Annotated in this window: 19 protein-coding genes; 11 read left to right on the top strand and 8 right to left on the bottom strand. The window is 68.3% G+C overall.

Annotated features, from left to right (window positions below; genetic code table 11):
- Positions 1-173 precede the first annotated feature (173 nt).
- From fdxA to KW843_RS18285, 4 genes are all read left to right on the top strand, one after another.
- Positions 174-503 (top strand): ferredoxin FdxA, encoded by a 330-nt coding sequence (gene fdxA, locus KW843_RS18300; RefSeq protein WP_218296580.1) that lies wholly within the window; start codon positions 174-176, stop codon positions 501-503.
- A gap of 66 nt (positions 504-569) precedes the next feature.
- A complete protein-coding gene (locus tag KW843_RS18295; RefSeq protein ID WP_218296579.1) occupies positions 570-1,346 on the top strand; it encodes a ferredoxin--NADP reductase in 777 nt (258 codons plus the stop codon).
- A 46-nt stretch (positions 1,347-1,392) separates the two neighbouring features.
- Complete coding sequence (locus KW843_RS18290) at positions 1,393-2,115, top strand: TetR/AcrR family transcriptional regulator (RefSeq protein ID WP_218296578.1); 723 nt, start codon at positions 1,393-1,395, stop codon at positions 2,113-2,115.
- A gap of 64 nt (positions 2,116-2,179) precedes the next feature.
- Positions 2,180-3,367, top strand: coding sequence for an amidohydrolase family protein (locus KW843_RS18285; protein WP_218296577.1), 1,188 nt, complete (start codon positions 2,180-2,182; stop codon positions 3,365-3,367).
- A gap of 65 nt (positions 3,368-3,432) precedes the next feature.
- Here KW843_RS18285 and KW843_RS18280 read toward each other — a convergent pair whose 3' ends face one another.
- On the bottom strand, positions 3,433-4,242 hold the full coding sequence (locus KW843_RS18280; protein ID WP_218296576.1) for a glycine zipper 2TM domain-containing protein: 810 nt from the start codon (positions 4,240-4,242) through the stop codon (positions 3,433-3,435).
- Positions 4,243-4,509: 267 nt separating this feature from the next.
- On the opposite strand from KW843_RS18280, the gene KW843_RS18275 reads away from it, so the two are divergent.
- Positions 4,510-5,421, top strand: coding sequence for a DUF72 domain-containing protein (locus tag KW843_RS18275; protein ID WP_370628519.1), 912 nt, complete (start codon positions 4,510-4,512; stop codon positions 5,419-5,421).
- Between the two features lie 40 nt (positions 5,422-5,461).
- On the opposite strand, the gene KW843_RS18270 is transcribed toward KW843_RS18275, so the two are convergent.
- A complete protein-coding gene (locus tag KW843_RS18270; RefSeq protein WP_218296575.1) occupies positions 5,462-6,388 on the bottom strand; it encodes a YihY/virulence factor BrkB family protein in 927 nt (308 codons plus the stop codon).
- A gap of 127 nt (positions 6,389-6,515) precedes the next feature.
- On the opposite strand from KW843_RS18270, the gene KW843_RS18265 reads away from it, so the two are divergent.
- The 4 genes from KW843_RS18265 (at position 6,516) to KW843_RS18250 (ending at position 11,330) form a co-directional block, all read left to right on the top strand.
- Positions 6,516-7,328 (top strand): IclR family transcriptional regulator, encoded by an 813-nt coding sequence (locus tag KW843_RS18265; protein ID WP_218296574.1) that lies wholly within the window; start codon positions 6,516-6,518, stop codon positions 7,326-7,328.
- A 222-nt stretch (positions 7,329-7,550) separates the two neighbouring features.
- Positions 7,551-8,324 (top strand): SDR family oxidoreductase, encoded by a 774-nt coding sequence (locus KW843_RS18260; protein WP_218296573.1) that lies wholly within the window; start codon positions 7,551-7,553, stop codon positions 8,322-8,324.
- Positions 8,325-8,364: 40 nt separating this feature from the next.
- Positions 8,365-9,591 carry an acyl-CoA dehydrogenase family protein gene (locus KW843_RS18255; RefSeq protein WP_218296572.1) on the top strand — a complete coding sequence of 409 codons (1,227 nt, stop codon included), beginning with the start codon at positions 8,365-8,367 and terminating at the stop codon, positions 9,589-9,591.
- Between the two features lie 41 nt (positions 9,592-9,632).
- Entirely contained in the window at positions 9,633-11,330 is a 1,698-nt protein-coding gene (locus tag KW843_RS18250) for a long-chain fatty acid--CoA ligase (protein ID WP_218296571.1), read from the top strand.
- Positions 11,331-11,520: 190 nt separating this feature from the next.
- Here the strand turns inward: KW843_RS18250 and KW843_RS18245 are convergent, their stop codons facing one another.
- The 5 genes from KW843_RS18245 to KW843_RS18225 form a co-directional block, all read right to left on the bottom strand.
- Entirely contained in the window at positions 11,521-12,699 is a 1,179-nt protein-coding gene (locus KW843_RS18245; protein WP_218296570.1) for an ABC transporter substrate-binding protein, read from the bottom strand.
- A gap of 112 nt (positions 12,700-12,811) precedes the next feature.
- Entirely contained in the window at positions 12,812-13,519 is a 708-nt protein-coding gene (locus KW843_RS18240) for an ABC transporter ATP-binding protein (protein ID WP_218296569.1), read from the bottom strand.
- The gene (locus tag KW843_RS18235) at positions 13,506-14,270 is read right to left on the bottom strand and encodes an ABC transporter ATP-binding protein (RefSeq protein ID WP_218296568.1); all 765 of its coding nucleotides are present in this window, start codon (positions 14,268-14,270) and stop codon (positions 13,506-13,508) included. Before KW843_RS18235 ends, KW843_RS18240 begins: the two co-directional genes overlap by 14 nt.
- Positions 14,263-15,246, bottom strand: coding sequence for a branched-chain amino acid ABC transporter permease (locus KW843_RS18230; RefSeq protein WP_218296567.1), 984 nt, complete (start codon positions 15,244-15,246; stop codon positions 14,263-14,265). The genes KW843_RS18235 and KW843_RS18230 overlap by 8 nt, the downstream gene beginning before the upstream one ends.
- Before the next feature lies 1 nt (position 15,247).
- Positions 15,248-16,111: a branched-chain amino acid ABC transporter permease gene (locus tag KW843_RS18225; protein ID WP_218296566.1), complete on the bottom strand. Its 864-nt coding sequence runs from the start codon at positions 16,109-16,111 to the stop codon at positions 15,248-15,250.
- Positions 16,112-16,535: 424 nt separating this feature from the next.
- On the opposite strand from KW843_RS18225, the gene KW843_RS18220 reads away from it, so the two are divergent.
- On the top strand, positions 16,536-17,678 hold the full coding sequence (locus KW843_RS18220; RefSeq protein WP_218296565.1) for a serine hydrolase: 1,143 nt from the start codon (positions 16,536-16,538) through the stop codon (positions 17,676-17,678).
- Between the two features lie 56 nt (positions 17,679-17,734).
- Positions 17,735-18,265: a shikimate kinase gene (locus KW843_RS18215; RefSeq protein WP_218296564.1), complete on the top strand. Its 531-nt coding sequence runs from the start codon at positions 17,735-17,737 to the stop codon at positions 18,263-18,265.
- Between the two features lie 112 nt (positions 18,266-18,377).
- Here the strand turns inward: KW843_RS18215 and KW843_RS18210 are convergent, their stop codons facing one another.
- Complete coding sequence (locus KW843_RS18210; protein ID WP_218296563.1) at positions 18,378-19,313, bottom strand: LysR family transcriptional regulator; 936 nt, start codon at positions 19,311-19,313, stop codon at positions 18,378-18,380.
- Positions 19,314-19,414: the final 101 nt, after the last annotated feature.

The raw sequence follows: 19,414 nt of genomic DNA, 5'->3' as shown, positions 1-19,414 counted from the left end.
GTGCGGCCCATTCATTGCATCTTTTCAAATGCTTGTACGCTCAGTGCATTTTGTGTAGCATTCACTTAACTTAAATGTTGTGATCACTACATTTATCGCGAATGTAGCGTAATCATCCATGGTCCGCAATGGTGTTTTCGCACCCCCCGAAAAGGTGCATGAGGAGCCCCAATATGACGCACGTTGTCACTGACGCATGCATTCGGTGCAAGTACACCGATTGCGTCGACGTATGCCCGGTCGACTGCTTCAAGGAAGGGCCGCAATTCCTGGTGATCGATCCCGACGAGTGCATCGATTGCGCGGTGTGCATTCCCGAATGCCCGGCCAATGCCATCTACGCGGACACGGACCTGCCGGCGGAGTTCGCTGCCTTCCTGGAATTCAACAAAAACCTGGCCCCGGGCCTGCCCACAATCACCAAAAGAAAGCCTCCACTTCCAGATGCGGAACAATGGAGGGTTGTGAGCCACAAGCTTTCCGGCCTGGATATCGCGTTCTGACGCGCTCCGGGAGCGGACTTCAGCCAGTTTTCCCCTGTTTTTTTCAACTTTCCCGACCCAAGCACCATGAGCGCCTTTCTCGAAGAACGCGTCCTGACGGTCCACCACTGGACAGACCGACTTTTCTCCTTCACCACCACGCGCGACACCGCCCTGCGCTTTTCCAACGGCCATTTCACGATGATCGGCCTGCGCGGGGAAAACGGCAAACCCCTGCTGCGCGCCTACAGCATCGTGAGCCCCAACTACGAGGAACACCTGGAGTTCCTGTCCATCAAGGTGCCCGACGGCCCGCTGACCTCGCGCCTGCAGCACATCAAGGTGGGCGACCACATCGTGGTGGGCAAGAAGCCCACCGGCACCCTGCTGATCGACTACCTGCTGCCCGCCAAGCGGCTGTACATGTTCTCCACGGGCACGGGCGTGGCGCCATTCCTGAGCCTGATCCGGGACCCCGAAACGTACGAGAAGTTCGAGGAAGTCATCCTGGTGCACGGCGTGCGCGAGGTGAAGGAGCTGGCCTATCACGACTACATCACGCAGGAACTGCCGCAGCACGAGTTCCTGGGCGAGATCGTGAGCAAGCAGCTCAAGTACTACCCCACCGTCACCCGCGAGCCATTCAAGCACCAGGGCCGCGTGACCACCGTGATCGAGAACGGCCAGCTGGCGCGCGACCTGGGCCTGCCGGCGCTGAACCCTGCGGAAGACCGCGTGATGATCTGCGGCAGCCCCGAAATGCTGCGCGACCTCAAGCACATGATGGAAGAGCGCGGCTTCAAGGAAGGCAACACCACGAAGCCCGGCGACTTCGTGATCGAACGCGCCTTCGCGGAGCAGTGACCCCCGGCCGGCCCCGCGGGGCCGGCCCTTCTCACCTGGATCATCCATGTCTGCCACACCCACCAAGACCCGGACGGCGTCCACCCGCTCCCCTTCCGCCCGAAAGACGGGGGTGCGCGAACTGGCGGCGCAGACCACGCGCGACAACATCCTGAAAGCAGCGACCAAGGTGTTTGCGCGCTATGGCTACGAAGGTGGCAGCGTGGAGAAGATCTCCAAGGCCGCCAAGTCGTTCGACCGGATGATCTACTACTACTTCGGCAGCAAGGAAGGCCTGTTCATCGAGGTGCTCGAAGAGATCTACCGGCGCATGAACGACGCGGAATCCAAGCTGAACCTCGACGTGGACAACCCCGGCGAGGCCTTGCAGGCGGTGATCCGTTTCGTGGTGGGCTACTACCGCAAGCACCCCGAGTTCGTCACCCTGCTCAACACAGAGAACCTGCACAAGGGCAAGCACATCTCCAAGTCGATGCGCGCCCGCGAATATTCGTCGCCGGCCATCGAGGTGATCCGCCGCGTGCTGGAAAGCGGCCAGGCCCAGGGGGCCTTCCGCCAGGATGTCTCGGCGCGCGACGTCTACCTGCTGATCGCGGCCACCGGCTATTTCTACATGTCCAACCGGCACACGCTGTCGGCCTTCCTGGGCGAGAACCTCGAGGCGCCCGAGGCCCTTGCGCACTGGGAGTCCTTTGTCATCGACAGCGTGCTGCGCACCGTCGCACCCGGCCCCAGCCTGCCCCAGGGCCAGGCGGCCCGGCGCGCCTAGGCAGGCAGCCATTTCCCGCGCGGCCCGCCCGGGCCGCGCCCAACATCCCCACGAGGAGCATCCCATGGCAGAAGCAGCAGCCGGCGGCAAGTCGGGCAAGGTCGTCATCAAGAACATCGGTCTTTTGTTGTCGGGCGACCTGGACCGCCCCATCCTCGATGCCGACACCATCGTCGTCAACGACGGACTCATCGTGGCCGTGGGCCGCGAAAAGGATTGCGACACCGAACACGCGCAGACCGTGATCGACGCGCGCAAGACCTGCGTCGCCCCCGGCCTGATCGACAGCCACGTGCACCCCGTCTTTGGCGACTGGACGCCGCGCCAGAACCAGATCGGCTGGATCGACTCCACCATGAACGGCGGCGTGACGACCATGGTCTCGGCCGGCGAAGTGCACCTGCCGGGCCGCCCCAAGGACATCGTGGGGCTCAAGGCACTGGCCATCACCGCGCAGCGCTCGTTCGACAATTTCCGCCCCGGCGGCGTGAAGGTGATCGCGGGCGCCCCCGTCATCGAGAAGGGCATGACCGAGCAGGACTTCAAGGACTTGGCCGACGCGGGCGTGACGCTGCTGGGCGAGGTGGGCCTGGGCTCCGTCAAGGCCGGCTACGAAGCCCAGCAGATGGTGGCCTGGGCACGCAAGCACGGCATCCAGAGCACCATCCACACGGGAGGACCCTCCATTCCGGGCTCGGGCCTGATCGACAAGGACGTGGTGCTGGAGGCCGATGCGGATGTGATCGGCCACATCAACGGCGGCCACACCTCGCTGCCCTGGAAGCACGTGTGCGAGCTGTGCGAGAAGTCCTCGCGCGCCATCGAGCTGGTGCACAACGGCAACGAGAAGATCGCCATCCAGGCCGCGCGCGCGGCCATCGAGCTCAAGTGCCCGCACCGTGTGATCCTGGGCACCGACGGGCCCGCGGGCTCGGGCGTGCAGCCACTGGGCATGCTGCGCATGATCGCCCTGATCTCCAGCTTCGCCGACATTCCCGCCGAGCTGGTGTTCTGCTTTGCCACGGGCAACACGGCGCGCATCCGCAACCTGAACTGCGGGCTGATCGAGCCGGGCCGCGCGGCGGACTTCGTGTTCATGGACCGCGCCCAGCACACGGCGGGCGCCACGCTGCTCGAAAGCGTGCAGCTCGGCGACATCCCCGGCATCGGCATGGTGATGATCGACGGCCTGGTGCGCTGCGGCCGCAGCCGCAACACGCCGCCGGCCACCGAGATCCCCTTGGTGCTGTAGCCCACCCCCGGCCCATGAAAAAGCCCGCTGGCAGCGGGCTTTTTTTTCATTGGGAACGAGGTGGATCAATATGTGTCCGCCACGCGCACGGCGCCGGGCTGCGGGCGTGGATAGGGCTCTGCCGCCCGCGTGGCGGCACCGTCGTCCACGCGGAAGCCCTTGCCCTGCAGCACCACGGGCGTGCCCACGGCTGGGGGCTGCGCGCGCGTGAAACGCCGCACGGAGCCATCTTCCATGCGCACGGCGATCTGGTAGACCGTCTGCGTGCGTGTGCGCTCTTCGACCTTGTGGCCGACATAGCCACCGCCCACGGCACCCAGCACGGTGGCCGCCGTGCGGCCCGAGCCCTTGCCCACCTGGTTGCCCACCACCGCCCCCAGCACCCCGCCCGCGACCGCCCCCACGCCGGTGGCGGGTGCCGCCTGCTGCACGGCCTGGACGGACTCGACACGGCCACAGGTGGCGCACACAGGTGCCTGCGCGGCGGTGCGCAGCGGTTGTTGTTGTTGCAGCTGCTGTTGCGGCTGCCGGGACGGCTCGGCATACCCCTGCGCCAAGGCCGGCGGCTGGTTGGCCGCGCTGTGGATGGCAACGTTCCTGTTGCCCACGGGCGGTGGTGCCTGGTAGGACTGCGGGGGCGTGGCAGCCCCTGGCGCACCGTTGGCGGGCTGCGCGGCAGCGGCCAGCGGCGGCGCGTCGGCCGCGGACGGCCCCGCGTTCTGCACCACCAGGGTCGTACCCAGCGCGACCACGCTCACGCCGAGCACCCCGATGGCCGCCCACAGCCACTTGAGGGAGGGCGCCGCGCCGAAGGCCCCCACGGGCGCGGCGGCCAGGGAGCGGGTGGTATTGGAAGGTGAAACGATGAGGCTCATGGCTGTTCTCCGAAAGGTCCAGAAGGTTCTGGACGGTGGCCGCCAGCGTACCCGGCAGTACCGGGAATCCGGGCGTAGCCTCTGTAAAGGACGTAAGAACCTGTTTACACATTCTTCTCTGCGCTGCAGCGGCAGGGCGGCACGTGGCCCCTGCGAACTCCCGGCGCCAAAGGGTGGCAAGCACCCGGGTTGTGCCCGCGCAAACGGCCGCCTATGCTGGCCGTCGGCCCGTGCGCCGCGCGGATGCGGAAAGAAAGGAGGCTCACGATGGCGATGGCTGCGGCACAGATCCGCATCGGGATATCCGGCTGGCGCTATCCGCCCTGGCGCGGCAGCTTCTACCCCCCGGGCCTCACCCAGGCGCGAGAGCTGGAATTCGCGTCGCGGCAGTTCCCCAGCATCGAGCTCAACGGCTCCTTCTATGCGCTGCAGCGCCCGTCCAGCTATGGGCGCTGGGCCGCCGACACCCCCGAGGGCTTCGTCTTCACGGTGAAGGCCCCGCGGTACATCACCCACGTCCTGCGGCTGCGCGACGCCCGCGCGGCCATCGCGAACTTCATGGCGTCGGGGCCGCTGGCCCTGGGCTGCAAGCTCGGGCCCATCCTGTGGCAGCTGCCGCCAAGCCTAGCCTTCGAAGAAGCACTGCTCGATGCCTTCCTGGGCCACCTGCCGCACGACACCGAGGCCGCAGCCCGCCTTGCCCATGAACGCGAGGACCGCATGCGGGGCAGGGAATGGCTGGGCCCCGTGGCCCCGATGCGGATGCGCCACGCCCTCGAGGTACGCCACGCGAGCTTCTGCCAGCCGGCGACGGTGGCGCTGCTGCGCCGCCACGGCGTGGCGCTCGTGGTGGCGGACACGGCGGGCCGCTGGCCCGAGGTGGGCGATGTGACGGCGGACTTCATGTACCTGCGCCTGCACGGCGCCCAGGAGCTGTACGCGAGCGGCTACAGCGATGCGCAGCTGGCGGCCTGGGCCGGGCGCATCCGCGCGTGGGCCGCCGGCGGCGTGCCGCCCGACGTGCGGCTGCTCTGCGCAGAAGACGCCGGCCCCGCCGCCATGGCCGCGCGCAATGTGTTCTGCTTCTTCGACAACACCATGAAGACCCATGCGCCCGGGAACGCGCTGACGCTCGCCCGCACGCTGGGCCTGGACGCCCAGCTGCACATTTCCGCCTGAGCGCGCGGGAAGGCACCCTCGGCACCGCCGGCCTCAGGCCTTACTGCGGCACGTGCAGGCGCCCCCGCTGCGCGGGCAAGGCGCCCAGCTCCTGGAACGCCCGGGCGCAGCTCGCGGAAAACAAGAGGACGGCGGACGAGAAGTAGATCCACATCAGCAGCACCACCAGCGACCCGGCCGCGCCATAGGCCGACACCACGGCTGCGGTGGACAGGTACCAGGCCAGCAGCTGCTTGCCCACCGTGAACAGCGTGGCGCCCACCACGGCCCCGGCCATGATGCAGCGTGCGGGCGGCTTGGCCCCCGCGCCGATGCGCATCAGGCCCACGAACAACGCCACGGCAAAGCCGAAGGCGACGGCTTCGTTGACGACCTGCATGACGGGCGCGAGCGGCGCGAACGACAGGTGCGCCCCGGCCCAGCCCGCCAGCAGGTGGATCAGCGTGGACAGGGCCAGCGACACCAGCAGCAGGAACCCCAGCGCCAGCACATAGGCCAGCCCCCTCAGGCGCAGCGAGGCCATGCGCCACCAGGCCGCCCGCTGCGGCACCGGCCCGCCGCCGCGCCAGAGATGCTCCAGCGCCGACTGCAGTTCCACGAACACCCCGGTGGCCCCCGACACCAGCACCACAAAACCCACCAGGGAGGCCAGCCGCCCTTCGCTGGGAGCCTGCGCGCTGGCCAGCGCCTGCCGCACCACGTCGGCCACCTGCTGGCCCATCACCGCCTGCACCTGCGCGATCAGATTGCTCTCCAGATAGCTGCGGTCCATCCACCAGCCCAGCACGCCCACCAGCAGCAGCAGCAGGGGCGCGAGGCTGAGCATGCCGTAGAACGACATGGCCGCGCTCATGCGCAGCCCGTCGGCATCCAGCCACATCTGGGCCGCGCGCCAGAAGGGCTGCAGCAGCCGCCAAAGGGCTTGAAAAGGCAGGAGGAGGCGTTGGACTGTCGGGCGCACGTTCATCGCCACAGCCTAAGGCCGCAAGGCCGTTGCGTCCATGCGCGGATCACCGCTGTGCAGGTAGGTGCGCTCCCACAGCGGCCGCCCGGCGCCAGGCAGTCCCCTGGAACCGCATCGCCATAATGCGCCCATGCCGCCGCCCCGCCCTGCCCACACTCCCCGCGCGCCCCTGGCGCGGCCTCCCCAGGACCGGCACTTCGTGACGGCGCTGGCCCGGGGCCTGGAGGTGCTGGCCTGCTTTCGCGCAGGCGACAAGCTCCTGGGCAACCAGGAGATCGCGCAACGCTGCCGCCTGCCCAAATCCACCGTGTCGCGCCTGACCGCCACCCTCACCCGGCTGGGCTACCTCATCCACGTGGAGGCCTGCGGCAAGTACCGCCTGGGCACCGCCACGCTGTCGTTGGGCAGTTCGATGCTGGTGCGCCTGGACGTGCGCCAGGTCGCGCGCCCGCTGATGCAGGAACTGGCCGACTTCGCGGGCGCCGAGGTGTCGATGGGCACCCGGGACCGCCTGTCGATGATCTATGTCGAGAACTGCCGCAGCGCGGCCCTGCACACGCTCAGCCTGGACGTGGGCTCGCGCATCTCGCTGGCCACGTCCGCCATGGGGCGCGCCTGGCTCGCCGCCGTGCCGGCCAAGGAGCGCAGCGCGGTGCTGGCCCAGATCCAGGGCCGCGACGAAACCGCGTGGCCGCAGGTGCAGCTGGGCATCGACCAGGCGCTGCAGGACTACCGCGGCCTGTCCGTGGCAACGTCGTTCGGTGACTGGCAGAAGAACGTCAATGCGATCGCCCGCGGGTTTCAGCCGGGGGGCGGGCTGCCGCCCATGGTGATCAACTGCGGCGGGCCCGCGTTCAATGTCCCGCAGGATTTTCTGCTCGATGCGGTGAGGCCGCGGCTGATAGAGATCGTGGCCCGCATCGAGACCGCGGTCTACCGCTGAAGACCGCGCTGGCGGGCCTTCGCGGGCACGCACCGAGTTTCGCAGGTGACAGCTCGCGTTTTACATCGGGTGCGGCCCCGACTAGCATGAAGTGCAGTTGCGGGTTCCGCGCCGCGAGCGCGGTGCCCCGCACCTTTCCCCATCCCACGGCAGCGCGATGCCCGGGCGCCCTGTCGCCTTCGAGCCCGCGCGCTCCACGCACTTCCAACGAAAGCCCTTCTCATGAGCGTCAAGCAACTCTTCGATCTCACCGGCCAGGTCGCCCTGGTCACCGGCGGCTCGCGCGGCCTGGGCCTGCAGATGGCCGAGGCCCTGGGCGAGATGGGCGCCAGGCTCGCCATCACAGCCCGCAAGGCCGATGAGCTGGCCGAAGCGAAAAAGCACCTGGAAGGCCTGGGCTGCGAGGTGTTGACCGTGGTCAACGACCTGCAGAAGACCGGGGACATCCCCGGCCTGGTGGACCAGGTGGTGGAGCGCTTTGGCACCATCGACATCCTCGTCAACAACGCGGGTGCCACCTGGGGCGCCAAGGCCGAGGACCACCCCGACGCCGCCTGGCACAAGGTGATGGACCTCAATGTGAACGCGCCCTTCTTCCTCTCGCGCGAGGTGGGCAAGCGCTGCATGATTCCGCGCGGCAAGGGCAACATCATCGTGACGGCCTCGGTGGCCGGCATCAAGGGCACGCCGCCGGGCATGAACACCATTGCCTACAACACCTCCAAGGCCGCGGCGATCCACTTCGCGCGCACGCTGGCCTCCGAATGGGGGCACTACGGCATCCGCGTCAACGCCATCTGCCCCGGATTCTTCCCGAGCAAGATGGCCAGCGGCCTCATCGACAAGCTGGGCCCGGCCATGATCGAGCGCACCCCGCTGCGCCGCATCGGCGGCGAAGAGGACCTCAAGGGCGCCGTGGTGTTCCTCGCCTCCGAGGCCTCGCGCCACATCACAGGCCACGCGATCGTGGTGGACGGCGGCGCCAGCCTGATCTGACACCGCGCCATTCCCTGCCCTTTGCGGAAAGCACCCCTTCATGGATTTCACCTACTCCCCCAAGGTCGTCGACCTGCAGCAGCGCCTGACGGCGTTCATGGAAGAACACATCTACCCCGCCGAACCGGTGTACCACCACGAGGTGGCCGCAAACCGCAAGGCCGGCAACGCCTGGCAGCCCACCCAGGTGATGGAGGACCTCAAGGCCAAGGCCCGGGCCGCCAACCTCTGGAACCTGTTCCTGCCCGAATCCAACCTGGGCGCGGGCCTGACCAACCTGGAATACGCGCCCCTGTGCGAAATCATGGGCCGCTCGCACATCGCGCCCGAGGCCTTCAACTGCTCGGCGCCCGACACCGGCAACATGGAAACGCTGGCGCGCTATGCCACGCCCGAGCAGCAGCAGCGCTGGCTGCTGCCGCTGCTCGACGGCCGGATCCGCTCGGCCTTCGCCATGACCGAGCCCGACGTGGCCTCCTCGGACGCCACCAACATCGAAGCCCGCATCGTGCGCGACGGCGACCACTACGTCATCAACGGCCGCAAGTGGTGGACCTCGGGCGCGCCCGATCCGCGCTGCGAGATCCTGATCTTCATGGGCAAGACCGACCCCGATCATGCCAGCCGGCACCAGCAGCAGTCGATGATCCTCGTGCCCATGGACACGCCCGGCGTGACCATGGAACGCGCGCTGCCCGTGTTCGGCTACGACCATGCGCCGCACGGCCATGGCGAGGTGAGCTTCGTGAACGTGCGCGTGCCCGTGGCCAACATCCTGCTGGGCGAGGGCCGTGGCTTCGAGATCGCCCAGGGCCGCCTGGGCCCCGGGCGCATCCACCACTGCATGCGCCTCATCGGCGTGGCCGAGCGCGCGCTGGAGCTGATGTGCCAGCGCGCCCTGGGCCGCACGGCGTTTGGCCGCAAGGTGGCCGACCAGGGCGTCACGCGCGAGCGCATCGCCAACGCGCGCATCCTGATCGACCAGGCGCGCTTCCTGGTGCTCAATGCCGCGCAGATGATGGACACCGTGGGCAACAAGGTCGCCCGCAAGGAGATCGCGATGATCAAGGTGGCCGCGCCCAGCATGGCCTGCCAGGTGATCGACTGGGCCATGCAGGTGCATGGCGGCGGCGGGGTGAGCGATGATTTCCCGCTCGCGGCCGCCTATGCCCAGGCACGTACCTTGCGGTTTGCCGACGGCCCCGACGAAGTGCACCGCAATGCCATCGCCAAGGACGAGCTGGCACGCCATCTGAAACGCGGCTGACCGCCCCGCCGCCGAACCACGCCTTCAGGAGCCCGCCCCGCATGTCCGACCGCCACCTTGCCCACTGGCCCCCGGGGCTGTCCCGCCACCTCACGCTGCCGCAGACCAACCTGTTCCACAACGCCGAGGTTTCGGCGGCGCGCTACCCGGACAAGCCCTTCCTGGTGTTCTACGACACGCTGGTGACGTTCCGGCAGTTCCAGCAGGAGGCCGAGCACATCGCGGGTTTCCTGCAGCAGCGGTGCGGCGTGAAGGCCGGCGACCGGGTGCTGCTGTACATGCAGAACAGCCCGCAGTGGATCCTGGCGTTCTACGGCATCCTGCGCGCCAATGCCGTGGTGGTGCCGGTGAACCCCATGAACCTCACCGACGAGCTGCGCCACTATGTGCACGACAGCGGGGCCACCGTGGCCTTCCTGCCGCAGGACCTGCATGCGCAGGCGCAGCCGCTGGTGGGCGGGGCGCAGGGTGGCGCCGGCCTGAAGCACCTGATCGTCGCGGCCTACAGCGACTACCTGCAGATGCCCACCGACCTGCCCGTGCCCGCGTTCGTCAGCGCGGCGCGCGAGGCCATCGCCGCCCCGGGCGTGACGCTCTGGAGCGACATGCTGGCGCAGCGGCTCGCGCCCGGCCCGCTGACCGCCGGACCCGATGACCTTTGCGTGATGCCCTACACCTCGGGCACCACCGGCCACCCCAAGGGTTGCATGCACACGCACCGCAGCGCCATGAGCACGCTGGTGGGCGGCGCGCAGTGGTTCTCGCGCACGCAGGATGCGACCTATCTGGCCGTGCTGCCGCTCTTTCACGTCACGGGAATGTCGGGCAGCATGAACGGGCCGCTGTTCGTGGGCGCCACCGTGGTGGTGCTGCCGCGCTGGGACCGCGACGCCACGGCCCGGCTCATGCAGCGCTACCGCATCAGCATCTGGCAGGCCATCTCCACCATGGTGGTGGACTTCCTGGCCAACCCGCGCATCGGCGACTACGACATCTCCAGCCTGCAGGCCATCCGGGGCGGTGGCGCGGCCATGCCCAAGGCGGTGGCGCAGCGCCTCAAGGAGCTGACGGGGCTGGACTACGTGGAGGGCTACGGCATGTCCGAAACCATGGCGGCCACGCACATCAACCCGCCGCACCGGCCCAAGCCGCAATGCCTGGGCATCCCGGTGTTCGACGTGGATGCGCGCGTGGTCGACCCCGCGACGTTCGCCGAACTGCCGCCGGGCGAGACCGGCGAGATCGTGGTGCACGGACCGCAGGTCATGGTGGGCTACTGGAACAACCCGCAGGCCACGGCCGACAGCTTCATCACCCTGGAGGGCAAGCGCTTCCTGCGCACCGGCGACCTGGCGCAGGTGGACGAGGACGGCTACTTCTTCATGGTGGACCGCTTGAAGCGCATGATCAACGCATCGGGCTTCAAGGTCTGGCCCGCCGAGGTCGAGGCCATGATGTACGCCCACCCCGCCATCCAGGAGGTGTGCGTGATCGCCGCGCACGACGAACGCCGGGGCGAGACCGTGAAGGCGGTGGTCGTGCTGCGCGACGCCTTCAAGGGCCAGGTGAGCGCGCAGGACATCATCGACTGGAGCCACGACCACATGGCCGCCTACAAGAGCCCGCGCCGCGTGCAGTTCGTGGACAGCCTGCCCAAGTCGGGCACGGGCAAGGTCCAGTGGCGCGAGCTGCAGGAACAGGAGCGCAGCGCACCTCCCGGGGCGGGTCCGCGCGCCTGATGCTTCACTTTTTATAGCACCTTGCGCTTGCCAGTCAAGCGCTAGCAGCCAAAAGCACTGCAAATCCAGGAGTCAACCCGCGCCGGGGCAGCGCGCGGTGCACGGCAGGATCCCTTGCAAAAAAAGGCCTGCCCCTTCTCCGTGGCAGGCCCTGCGTGGCGTGGTGTGGCGGGCCAGGGCCCGCGCCGACCTACTTGGCCAGAGCGTCCAGCCGGATCTCCTTGACCTTGCCGCCTTCCACGATGGCCACGCGGGTGTTGGCCGTGGAGCCGCCGCGCTCGTTCACGCCGTCCATCTCGTGCGGGTTGTTTTCGGTGGGCAATGACTTGAAGGCCTTGTCCAGCTGCGCGCGGATCGCGGCGGCGTCGGTGGTGCTGCCCGCGAGCTTCATCGCCAGCGCGGTGGCGTGCACGGTGGTGTAGTTGAGCGAGACCTCGGAACTCGGGTCGCGGCCGGGGTGGGTCTTGCGAAAGCGTTCCACGAAGGCCTTGGTCACCGGCGAGCTGTCCTCCACCACGGGCAGCACGCCGATCGATCCCTCCAGGGGGCCGTAGCCGCCGGTGATCTTGCCGATCTCGTCCATCTTGGCCTGGTCGATGATCACGAAGCCCCCCTTGAAGCCCAGCTCGCGCGCCTGCTTGATCACCAGGCCCGTGGGCTCGGACGCGCCGCCGATGAAGAGCACGTCGGGCTTGGAGGCGAGCACCCGGCTCACGCCGCTGTAGAAGTCCGTCGCGCGGTTGTAGGACATGGGGTTCTCGGCCACCACCTTGCCGCCCGCGGCTTCCCACGCGGGCTTGAAGGCGGCTGTCCAGGCCTTGGCGTAGTCGTGGTCGGCATTGGCGATGGCCACGTTCTTGCCGTACTTGCCCATGGCGTGGTTCACGAAGGGCTTCACGTAGGACGTGAACTCGGGCGGGATGCGCAGCGTGAGCTTGTTATTGCGCTCGGTGATCTGCGGCACGCTGGTGTACGAGAGCAGCAGGACCTTCTGCGCCTCGTTGGTGGCCATCACCGCGAAGCTGCCGCCCGAATGCGGCACCAGCACCGCGGGAGCCTTGTGCTCCTGCACCAGGCGCTGGGTATTGATGGCGGTTTCACTGGGGTTGTACTTGTCGTCCAGCGCGACGATCTCGAGCCTGACCTTCTGGCCGGCCACCTCCAGGCCCTTAGCGTTGATCTCCTGCACCGCCATCTCCATGCCGCTGAGCACGTTCTTGCCGTACAGCGCGGCGCCGCCGCTCAAGGGGCCCGAGTAGCCGATCTTCACGACCTGCTGGGCGAAGGCGGTGCCGGTGGCACCCAGCAGTGCGGCCACCGCGAAGGCGCTGGCACCGAGTCGAAGGATGGTCTTGCGTTTCGTGATCATGCTGATGTCTCCTTGGGGTTTCTGAAAAAGCGGCTCTTGCGAGTCAGGGTCGTCAAACAGGTGGCACTACCGTCGCACGCGCGCGGCGCCGCGGGGGGCTGCTCCTCATCTCCTATGCGCCGATGTAGGCCCGGCGCACGGCCTCGTTGTTCATGAGGCTGTCGCGGTCGCCCTCCATCACGATGCGGCCGCTCTCGATGACGTAGGCGCGGTGCGCGATCTTGAGCGCCGCGAACGCGTTCTGCTCGGCCAGCAGCACCGTGGTGCCGGCCTGGTTGATGCGCTGGATGACCTCGAAGGTCTGCTTGATGACCAGCGGCGCCAGGCCCAGCGAGGGCTCGTCGAGCAGCAGCACCTTGGGCCGGCCCATCATGGCGCGGCCGATGGCCACCATCTGCTGCTGGCCGCCGCTGAGCGAGCCCGCGGGGTCGTCCTTCTTCTCGGCCAGGATGGGAAACAGCGCGAACACCTCGTCCAGCACCTTCCTGCTGCCCGCCGTGTCGCCCCGGTGCACGTAGGCGCCCAGCATCAGGTTCTTGAGCACCGACATGCCGGGGAACAGCTTGCGCCCCTCGGGGCACTGCACCACGCCGTGCTGCACGATCTGAGAGGGCTTCATGCCCGCCAGCTCCCTGTCGCCATAGCGGATGCTGCCCCCGGCGGCCTTGTGGATGCCGCTGATGGTCAGGAAGATCGAGCTCTTGCCCGCGCCGTTGGCGCCCAGCAGCACCACCAGCTCGCCCTGCCGGGCATGCAGGCTCACGCCATTGAGCGCCTGGAAGCTGCCGTATTTGAGCGAGAGGTTGTCAAGCTGCAGCATGCTCGCTCCCCAGGTAGGCGTCGATGACGGCCGGGTTGGCGCGGATCTCGGCGGGGGTGCCCTCGGCGATCTTCTCGCCGTAGTTCAGCACCATGATCTTGTCGGCCAGGCTCATGATCATGTTCATCTTGTGTTCGATCAGGCACACGGTGAGGCCATGGGCCACCATCTTGCGGATGAGCTGGGCCAGGCCTTCGGTCTCGTCGGGGTTCACGCCGCCGGCGGGCTCGTCCAGCAGCACCAGGCGCGGCCCGGTGGACAGCGCCAGCGCGAAGGCCACGCGCTTGCGCTCCTCCTGCGAGATGTCGCCCGCCATGCGGTTTTCCAGGTGCGCGAGGCCCACGAAATCGAGCGCCTCGCGCGCCTTCTCGCGGCAGATGCGCTCTTCCTCGCGCAGGCGGCTGGAATTGCACAGCACGTCGAGCAGGCCCGAGCGCGTGCGCAGGCGGTGGCCCACGATGAGGTTGTCCAGCACCGAGGCCATGTCAAAGAGCGCCGTGGTCTGGAAGGTGCGCGCCACGCCCAGGCGCGCCACCTCGTCGGTGCGCAGCGAGGTCACGTCGCGCCCCTCCAGCGTGATGGTGCCCGAGCTGGGCCGGTGCATTCCGCTGATGAGGTTGAAGAACGTCGTCTTGCCGGCACCGTTGGGGCCGATGATCGCGTTGATCCTGCCGGCCTCGATGGTGGTGCTGACGTTGTTGACGGCGGCCAGGCCGCCGAAGCGCTTGGTGAGGTGTTCGATCTTAAGCACGGTCGCCTCCTGCGGGCGGTGTGGCGGACGGCCGGGTGGCGCGGCGTGCCTTCCAGCCCAGGTAGGTGCCCACGATGCCGTGCGGCACGAAGATCACCAGCAGCACGAGGATGGGACCGAAGACAAGGAAGCGGTACTCCTGCAGGAACTGCAGGTACTGCGTGAGCCAGGGCATGGCGAGCGCGCCCAGCAACGGGCCCAGCAGCGTCCCCAGCCCCCCGATGAGCATGTACATGGTCATGTCGAAGGTGTGCTCCACCCCCGCCACGCCGGGCCCGATGAAGCGCACATAGCCCGCATACAGCCCCCCCGCGATACCCGCGTAGAACACCGACAGCATGAACGCCAGCACCTTGTTGCGCATGAGGCTGATGCCCAGCGACTCGGCCAGCTCGTCGCTGTTGCGGATGGCCATGAAGGTGCGCCCGAGCAGCGAATTGACGATACGGCGCATGGCCCACATGCCCACCACCAGCCAGAAGAAGGCCAGGTAGTACAGCGCCAGCGGCGTGTCGAACCGCAGCCCCCCGATGGGCGACGGGGCGGGGATGCCGATGATGCCCACCGTGCCATGGGTGAGCCCTTCCCATTTCTCGATCACGAGGAACATGATGTAGCCCACGCACAGCGTGAAGATCGAGAAGTAGTGCCCCTTGAGCCGCAGCGACAGGACGCCGATGAAGAAGCCCAGCACGGTGGTGACCACGCCCGAGAGCGCGAACGCCACCCAGAACGGCACCTGGTGGTCCACCGTGAGGATGCCCACCGTGTAGGCGCCCACCGCCATGAAGCCGCTGTGCGCCAAGTTGAACTGCCCCGTGTAGCCCGTGATGAGGTTCAGGCCGATGGTGGCGATCGCAAAGATGTAGGCGGTGCCCATCACCGTGAGGTGGTAGTCATTGCCCACGAACAGGGGAAACGCCAGCCCGGCGGCCAGCAGCAGGGCCCAGCCCCATTTGCCTTCCAGGAATGCCATGTCAGCGCACCCCCTTGGTGAACAGGCCCTGCGGACGCACCGACAGGATGGCCACGAGCAGCACGAAGGCGATGATGTCCTTGTAGTCGGTGGAGATGTAGAACGCCCCGAAGCTCTCGGCAAAACCGATGATGAGCCCCCCGATGATGGCGCCGGGCACGCTGCCCATGCCCCCCAGGATGATGATCACGAAGGCCTTGGTGATCACGAGGTGCCCCATGGCCGGGTACACAAGGTTGATGGGCGCATACAGCGTGGCGGCCACCGCGGCCAGCGCGCCCGAGATGGCGAAGGTGAGCATGGCCACGCGGTTCGCGTCGATGCCCACCAGCGACGCGCCATCGCGGTTCTGCGCCATGGCGATGATGGTCGAGCCCGTCACCGTCTTCTTGAGGAACAGGTGCAGCACCACCATGAGCACGAAGGCCGCCGCGATGATCAGCAGGCGCTGCACCGGCGCCGTGACTCCGCCCAGGTCGATGATGCCGGTGTACGGCGTCTGCATGCGGTGGAAGTCCGCGCCCCACAGGGCCTGCGCGCCGGCCTCCAGGAACAGCAGCACCCCGATGGCCGCGATCATCGGATGCAGGCCCGAGGCATTGCGCAGCGGGTGGAACACCAGCCGCTCCGACACCACGCCGATCAGCGCCACGGCAAGGGCCGAGCCCGCCATCGCCACCCAGTAGTTGAAGCCCCAGGCCGCCATGAGGTGCCACGACACGAACGCCCCGGCCATGTAGAACGCGCCATGGGCGAAATTGGGCACGTGCAGGATGCCGTACACCAGCGTGAGGCCCAGGGCCACCAGGCTGTAGATGCCGCCCAGCGTGAGGCCGTTGAGCACTTGCTGCAGGAACAGGTCCATCAACCGCCCCTCCCTGCGAGCGGTGCGCGGCCGTGCTGCGCGGGCGGCATGGTCTCGGGGCGTGGGCTCGGGGCGTCCCCGCGGGGGCGTGTCTCCATCGTCGTGCTCCTGGTAGGTTTGCAGACAGGCTGCGGCCATCGGCCCAGCCGCCCCGCATGCCGCACGCGATGCGCCGAAGCGGCGCGATCCCCTTGCGGTCGAGGCCGGGCCAGCTTAATAACGAAGCCCCGGATGCCCAACCTCGTATTCCGCTGTGCAGAACATTTCAGGGTAATCACCCAGCGATTGGCGGGTGCGCCAGTCATCTGCGCGACTTGCCGCCGCGGGATGCCGCAACAGACTGAAACAATCCGTCCACCACCGGCGACGTTCCGACACGCGGAACGTGCGCGGGCCCCATTGCCACCACCGTCTCGAGGAACCCATGCACCCAGCCCCCCTGGCACGCCTGTGCCACGTACTTCAAGCCCATGTGGACCAGGGCGTGCTGCCCGGCGCGGTGGCGCTGGTGCACCACCAGGGCCGCACCGTGCTGCACCAGGCGGTGGGCGCACAGCGCCCCGGGGCGGGCGCCCCCGCCATGGCGCACGACACGCTTTTTCGCATCTACTCCATGACCAAGCCGATTGCCTCGCTGGTGGCACTGATGCTCATGGAGGAAGGCCGCCTGCTGCTGGCACACCCCGTGTCGCACTACCTGCCCGCGTTTACCGGGCAGCAGGTGTACGACCCTGCCACCGGCCAGCGGGCACCCGCGCCGCGCGCGGCCACCGTGCACGACCTGCTGCGCCACACCGCCGGCCTCAGCTACGCGTGGGAGGCGGGCCCGGTGCCCGACCTGTACCGCGCTGCCCGCATTGGTTCGCGCCGCCACACCAATGCCGGTCTCGCGGCCGCGCTGGGCCCCCTGCCGCTGGTGCATGCGCCCGGCAGCCGCTGGGAGTACAGCCGCGCCACGGATGTGCTGGGCGCCGTGCTCGAGGTGGTGGAAGGCGCGCCCCTGGGCACCATCCTGCAGCGCCGCGTGTTCGGGCCCCTGGGCATGCACGACACGGGCTTTAGCGTCCCTCCCCGGAACCTGCACCGGCTGGCCGAGCCCTTCGCGCGCGACCCCCAGACGGGTACCGAGGTCGCGCTGATCGACGTGGCCGCCCCGCCCGCGTTTGAATCCGCCGGGGGCGGGCTGGTGTCCACCGCCGCGGACTACGCGCGTTTCCTGCAGCTCCTGCTGGGCCGGGGCACCCTGGAAGGCACGAACGGCCCCGTGCGGCTGGCCAGCCGCGCCACGGTGGATTTCATGACGGCGGACCACCTGGGCGGCATCCCCACGGCCGGCGACGTGCTGCCCCCCGGCTACGGATTCGGGCTGGGCGTGGCGGTGCGCACGGCCACCGGGCTGGCGACGCGCCCCGGCTCGGCGGGGCACTACAGCTGGAGCGGGCTGGGCGGCACCTTCTTCCTCGTGGACCCGGCGCAGGACCTGTTCGCCATCCTGCTCACACAGGCCCCGGGACAACTGCGCTACCTGAGCGAGCTGTATCCGGCCCTGGTGTACGCCGCGCTCTGAGCGCCCGCCGCCTTACACTCTGCGTCCAGTTGGGCAGCCATAACAACAGGAAATTTATGCAGATTCGCTGTGCACTGGTCGGTATGCCCGGCTCGGGCAAATCCACCATCGGCCGGCAACTCGCCCACCGGGCGGGTGTTCCATTCGTCGACCTGGACCACCGGCTGGAGCAGACCCTCGGCACCACCATCCGCAGCTTTTTCGAAGCGGAAGGCGAAGCGCGCTTTCGCGATGTCGAGTCCCAGGTCCTGGCCGAGGTGGCGCAGGAGCCTGGCGGCATGGTGCTCTCCACCGGTGGCGGCGCCGTGCTGCGCCCGGCCAACCGGGAGGTGCTGCGCCGCTTCGGCAACGTGCTGTATCTGCGCGCCTCGCCCGAAGAGATCTACCGCCGCGTCAAGCACGACAAGACCCGGCCACTGCTGCAGGTGGGCAACCCCATGGACAAGCTGCGCGAGCTGTACGCGCACCGCGACGGCCTGTACCGCGAAACGGCCCACTTCGTGATCGAGACCGGCCGCCCCACGGTGCACACGCTGGTCAACATGATCATGATGCAGCTGGAGATGGCGGCGGGCGCGCAGGGGTAGGTTTCCTGGCGGTTGATGGCTGCGCGGCGGGCTTCAGCGGTTTGGGTTGACCGGCCATCCTGAAGCTGAATGGGCCCCGGGCACTTATCCATGAACCCTGAATGCTATATTTTCAATAGCTTTCATCGGCACGCCGCACCGCCACCGGTGCATGCAGCACCATCAGCTCCACCACCCAGTCAATGAACACCCGGACCTTGGCGCTCACATGGCGGTTGGGCGGGTAGGCCACGTACAGGGGCATGGGGTCCATCGTCCAGCCTTCAAACAATGGCACCAGTTCGCCGCTGGCCGCGTGCGGCCGCGCCATGTAGCTGGGCAGCCACAGCACCCCCATGCCGGCCAGCCCTGCGGCCAGGTAGGCATTGCCGTCGTCCATCGCGCACACGTAGCGGCCCTGCACGTGGATGCTCTCGCCGCCGCGGCGCATGGCATAGGGAACCGGCTTGCCGGTGCGCGCCCACAGGAAACCCACGATGCGGTGGTGCGAGTCCTCCAGCTCCCCCGGGTGCGCGGGCACGCCCGCGTGCCGCAGGTAGCTGGGAGCGGCAAACACGCGCAGTGCGAGCTCTCCCACCTGGCGGGCGATGAGGGACTGGTCGGTGAGGGTGCCGCCGCGCACCACGCAGTCCACGTTCTCGCCCAGCATGTCCACGCGGCGGTCGCTCACGCCCATGTCGAGCTGGATGTCGGGATACCGTGCGTGGAACGCGGGCAGCGCGGGGACGAGGACGAGCCGGGCCAGGGGGCTGGGCACATCCACCCGCAGGCGGCCCCGGGGCGCGGCGGCGGCGGTGGAGAGGCTGGTCTCGGCGTCGTCCAGGTCGGCCAGCAGGCGCACCACGCGCTCGTAGTAGGCGGCGCCATCGGCGGTGACATGGACCTTGCGCGTGGTGCGGTTGAACAGCCGGACCCGCAGGCGTGCCTCCAGTTGCTGCACCAGCTGGGTCACCGTGGTCTTGCTCATGTGCAGGGTTGCCGCCGCCTTGGTGAAGCTGCCGGTTTCCACCACCCGCGCGAAGGCCTGCATTGCGTCAAAACGGTCCATGGGGATGCTCCGGTGCGGCCGCCTCAGGGGGGCCCGTGGGGTGCGCGGGCCGAGCCCGTGCCGCGCTGCAATGGGCCTGGTGCGGCCCGCGATTGTTTGGA

It is taken from the genome of Acidovorax sp. sif1233, assembly GCF_019218755.1.
Lineage (GTDB): Bacteria > Pseudomonadota > Gammaproteobacteria > Burkholderiales > Burkholderiaceae_C > Acidovorax.
This window is presented reverse-complemented; position numbering and strand designations above follow the sequence as displayed.

Bases quoted from the DNA above. Each gene is read 5' to 3' on its own strand.
- fdxA (WP_218296580.1), top strand. From the start codon at position 174: ATGACGCACGTTGTCACTGACGCATGCATTCGGTGCAAGTACACCGAT.
- KW843_RS18295 (WP_218296579.1), top strand. From the start codon at position 570: ATGAGCGCCTTTCTCGAAGAACGCGTCCTGACGGTCCACCACTGGACA.
- KW843_RS18290 (WP_218296578.1), top strand. From the start codon at position 1,393: ATGTCTGCCACACCCACCAAGACCCGGACGGCGTCCACCCGCTCCCCT.
- KW843_RS18285 (WP_218296577.1), top strand. From the start codon at position 2,180: ATGGCAGAAGCAGCAGCCGGCGGCAAGTCGGGCAAGGTCGTCATCAAG.
- KW843_RS18280 (WP_218296576.1), bottom strand. From the start codon at position 4,242: ATGAGCCTCATCGTTTCACCTTCCAATACCACCCGCTCCCTGGCCGCC.
- KW843_RS18275 (WP_370628519.1), top strand. From the start codon at position 4,510: ATGGCGATGGCTGCGGCACAGATCCGCATCGGGATATCCGGCTGGCGC.
- KW843_RS18270 (WP_218296575.1), bottom strand. From the start codon at position 6,388: ATGAACGTGCGCCCGACAGTCCAACGCCTCCTCCTGCCTTTTCAAGCC.
- KW843_RS18265 (WP_218296574.1), top strand. From the start codon at position 6,516: ATGCCGCCGCCCCGCCCTGCCCACACTCCCCGCGCGCCCCTGGCGCGG.
- KW843_RS18260 (WP_218296573.1), top strand. From the start codon at position 7,551: ATGAGCGTCAAGCAACTCTTCGATCTCACCGGCCAGGTCGCCCTGGTC.
- KW843_RS18255 (WP_218296572.1), top strand. From the start codon at position 8,365: ATGGATTTCACCTACTCCCCCAAGGTCGTCGACCTGCAGCAGCGCCTG.
- KW843_RS18250 (WP_218296571.1), top strand. From the start codon at position 9,633: ATGTCCGACCGCCACCTTGCCCACTGGCCCCCGGGGCTGTCCCGCCAC.
- KW843_RS18245 (WP_218296570.1), bottom strand. From the start codon at position 12,699: ATGATCACGAAACGCAAGACCATCCTTCGACTCGGTGCCAGCGCCTTC.
- KW843_RS18240 (WP_218296569.1), bottom strand. From the start codon at position 13,519: ATGCTGCAGCTTGACAACCTCTCGCTCAAATACGGCAGCTTCCAGGCG.
- KW843_RS18230 (WP_218296567.1), bottom strand. From the start codon at position 15,246: ATGGCATTCCTGGAAGGCAAATGGGGCTGGGCCCTGCTGCTGGCCGCC.
- KW843_RS18225 (WP_218296566.1), bottom strand. From the start codon at position 16,111: ATGGACCTGTTCCTGCAGCAAGTGCTCAACGGCCTCACGCTGGGCGGC.
- KW843_RS18220 (WP_218296565.1), top strand. From the start codon at position 16,536: ATGCACCCAGCCCCCCTGGCACGCCTGTGCCACGTACTTCAAGCCCAT.
- KW843_RS18215 (WP_218296564.1), top strand. From the start codon at position 17,735: ATGCAGATTCGCTGTGCACTGGTCGGTATGCCCGGCTCGGGCAAATCC.
- KW843_RS18210 (WP_218296563.1), bottom strand. From the start codon at position 19,313: ATGGACCGTTTTGACGCAATGCAGGCCTTCGCGCGGGTGGTGGAAACC.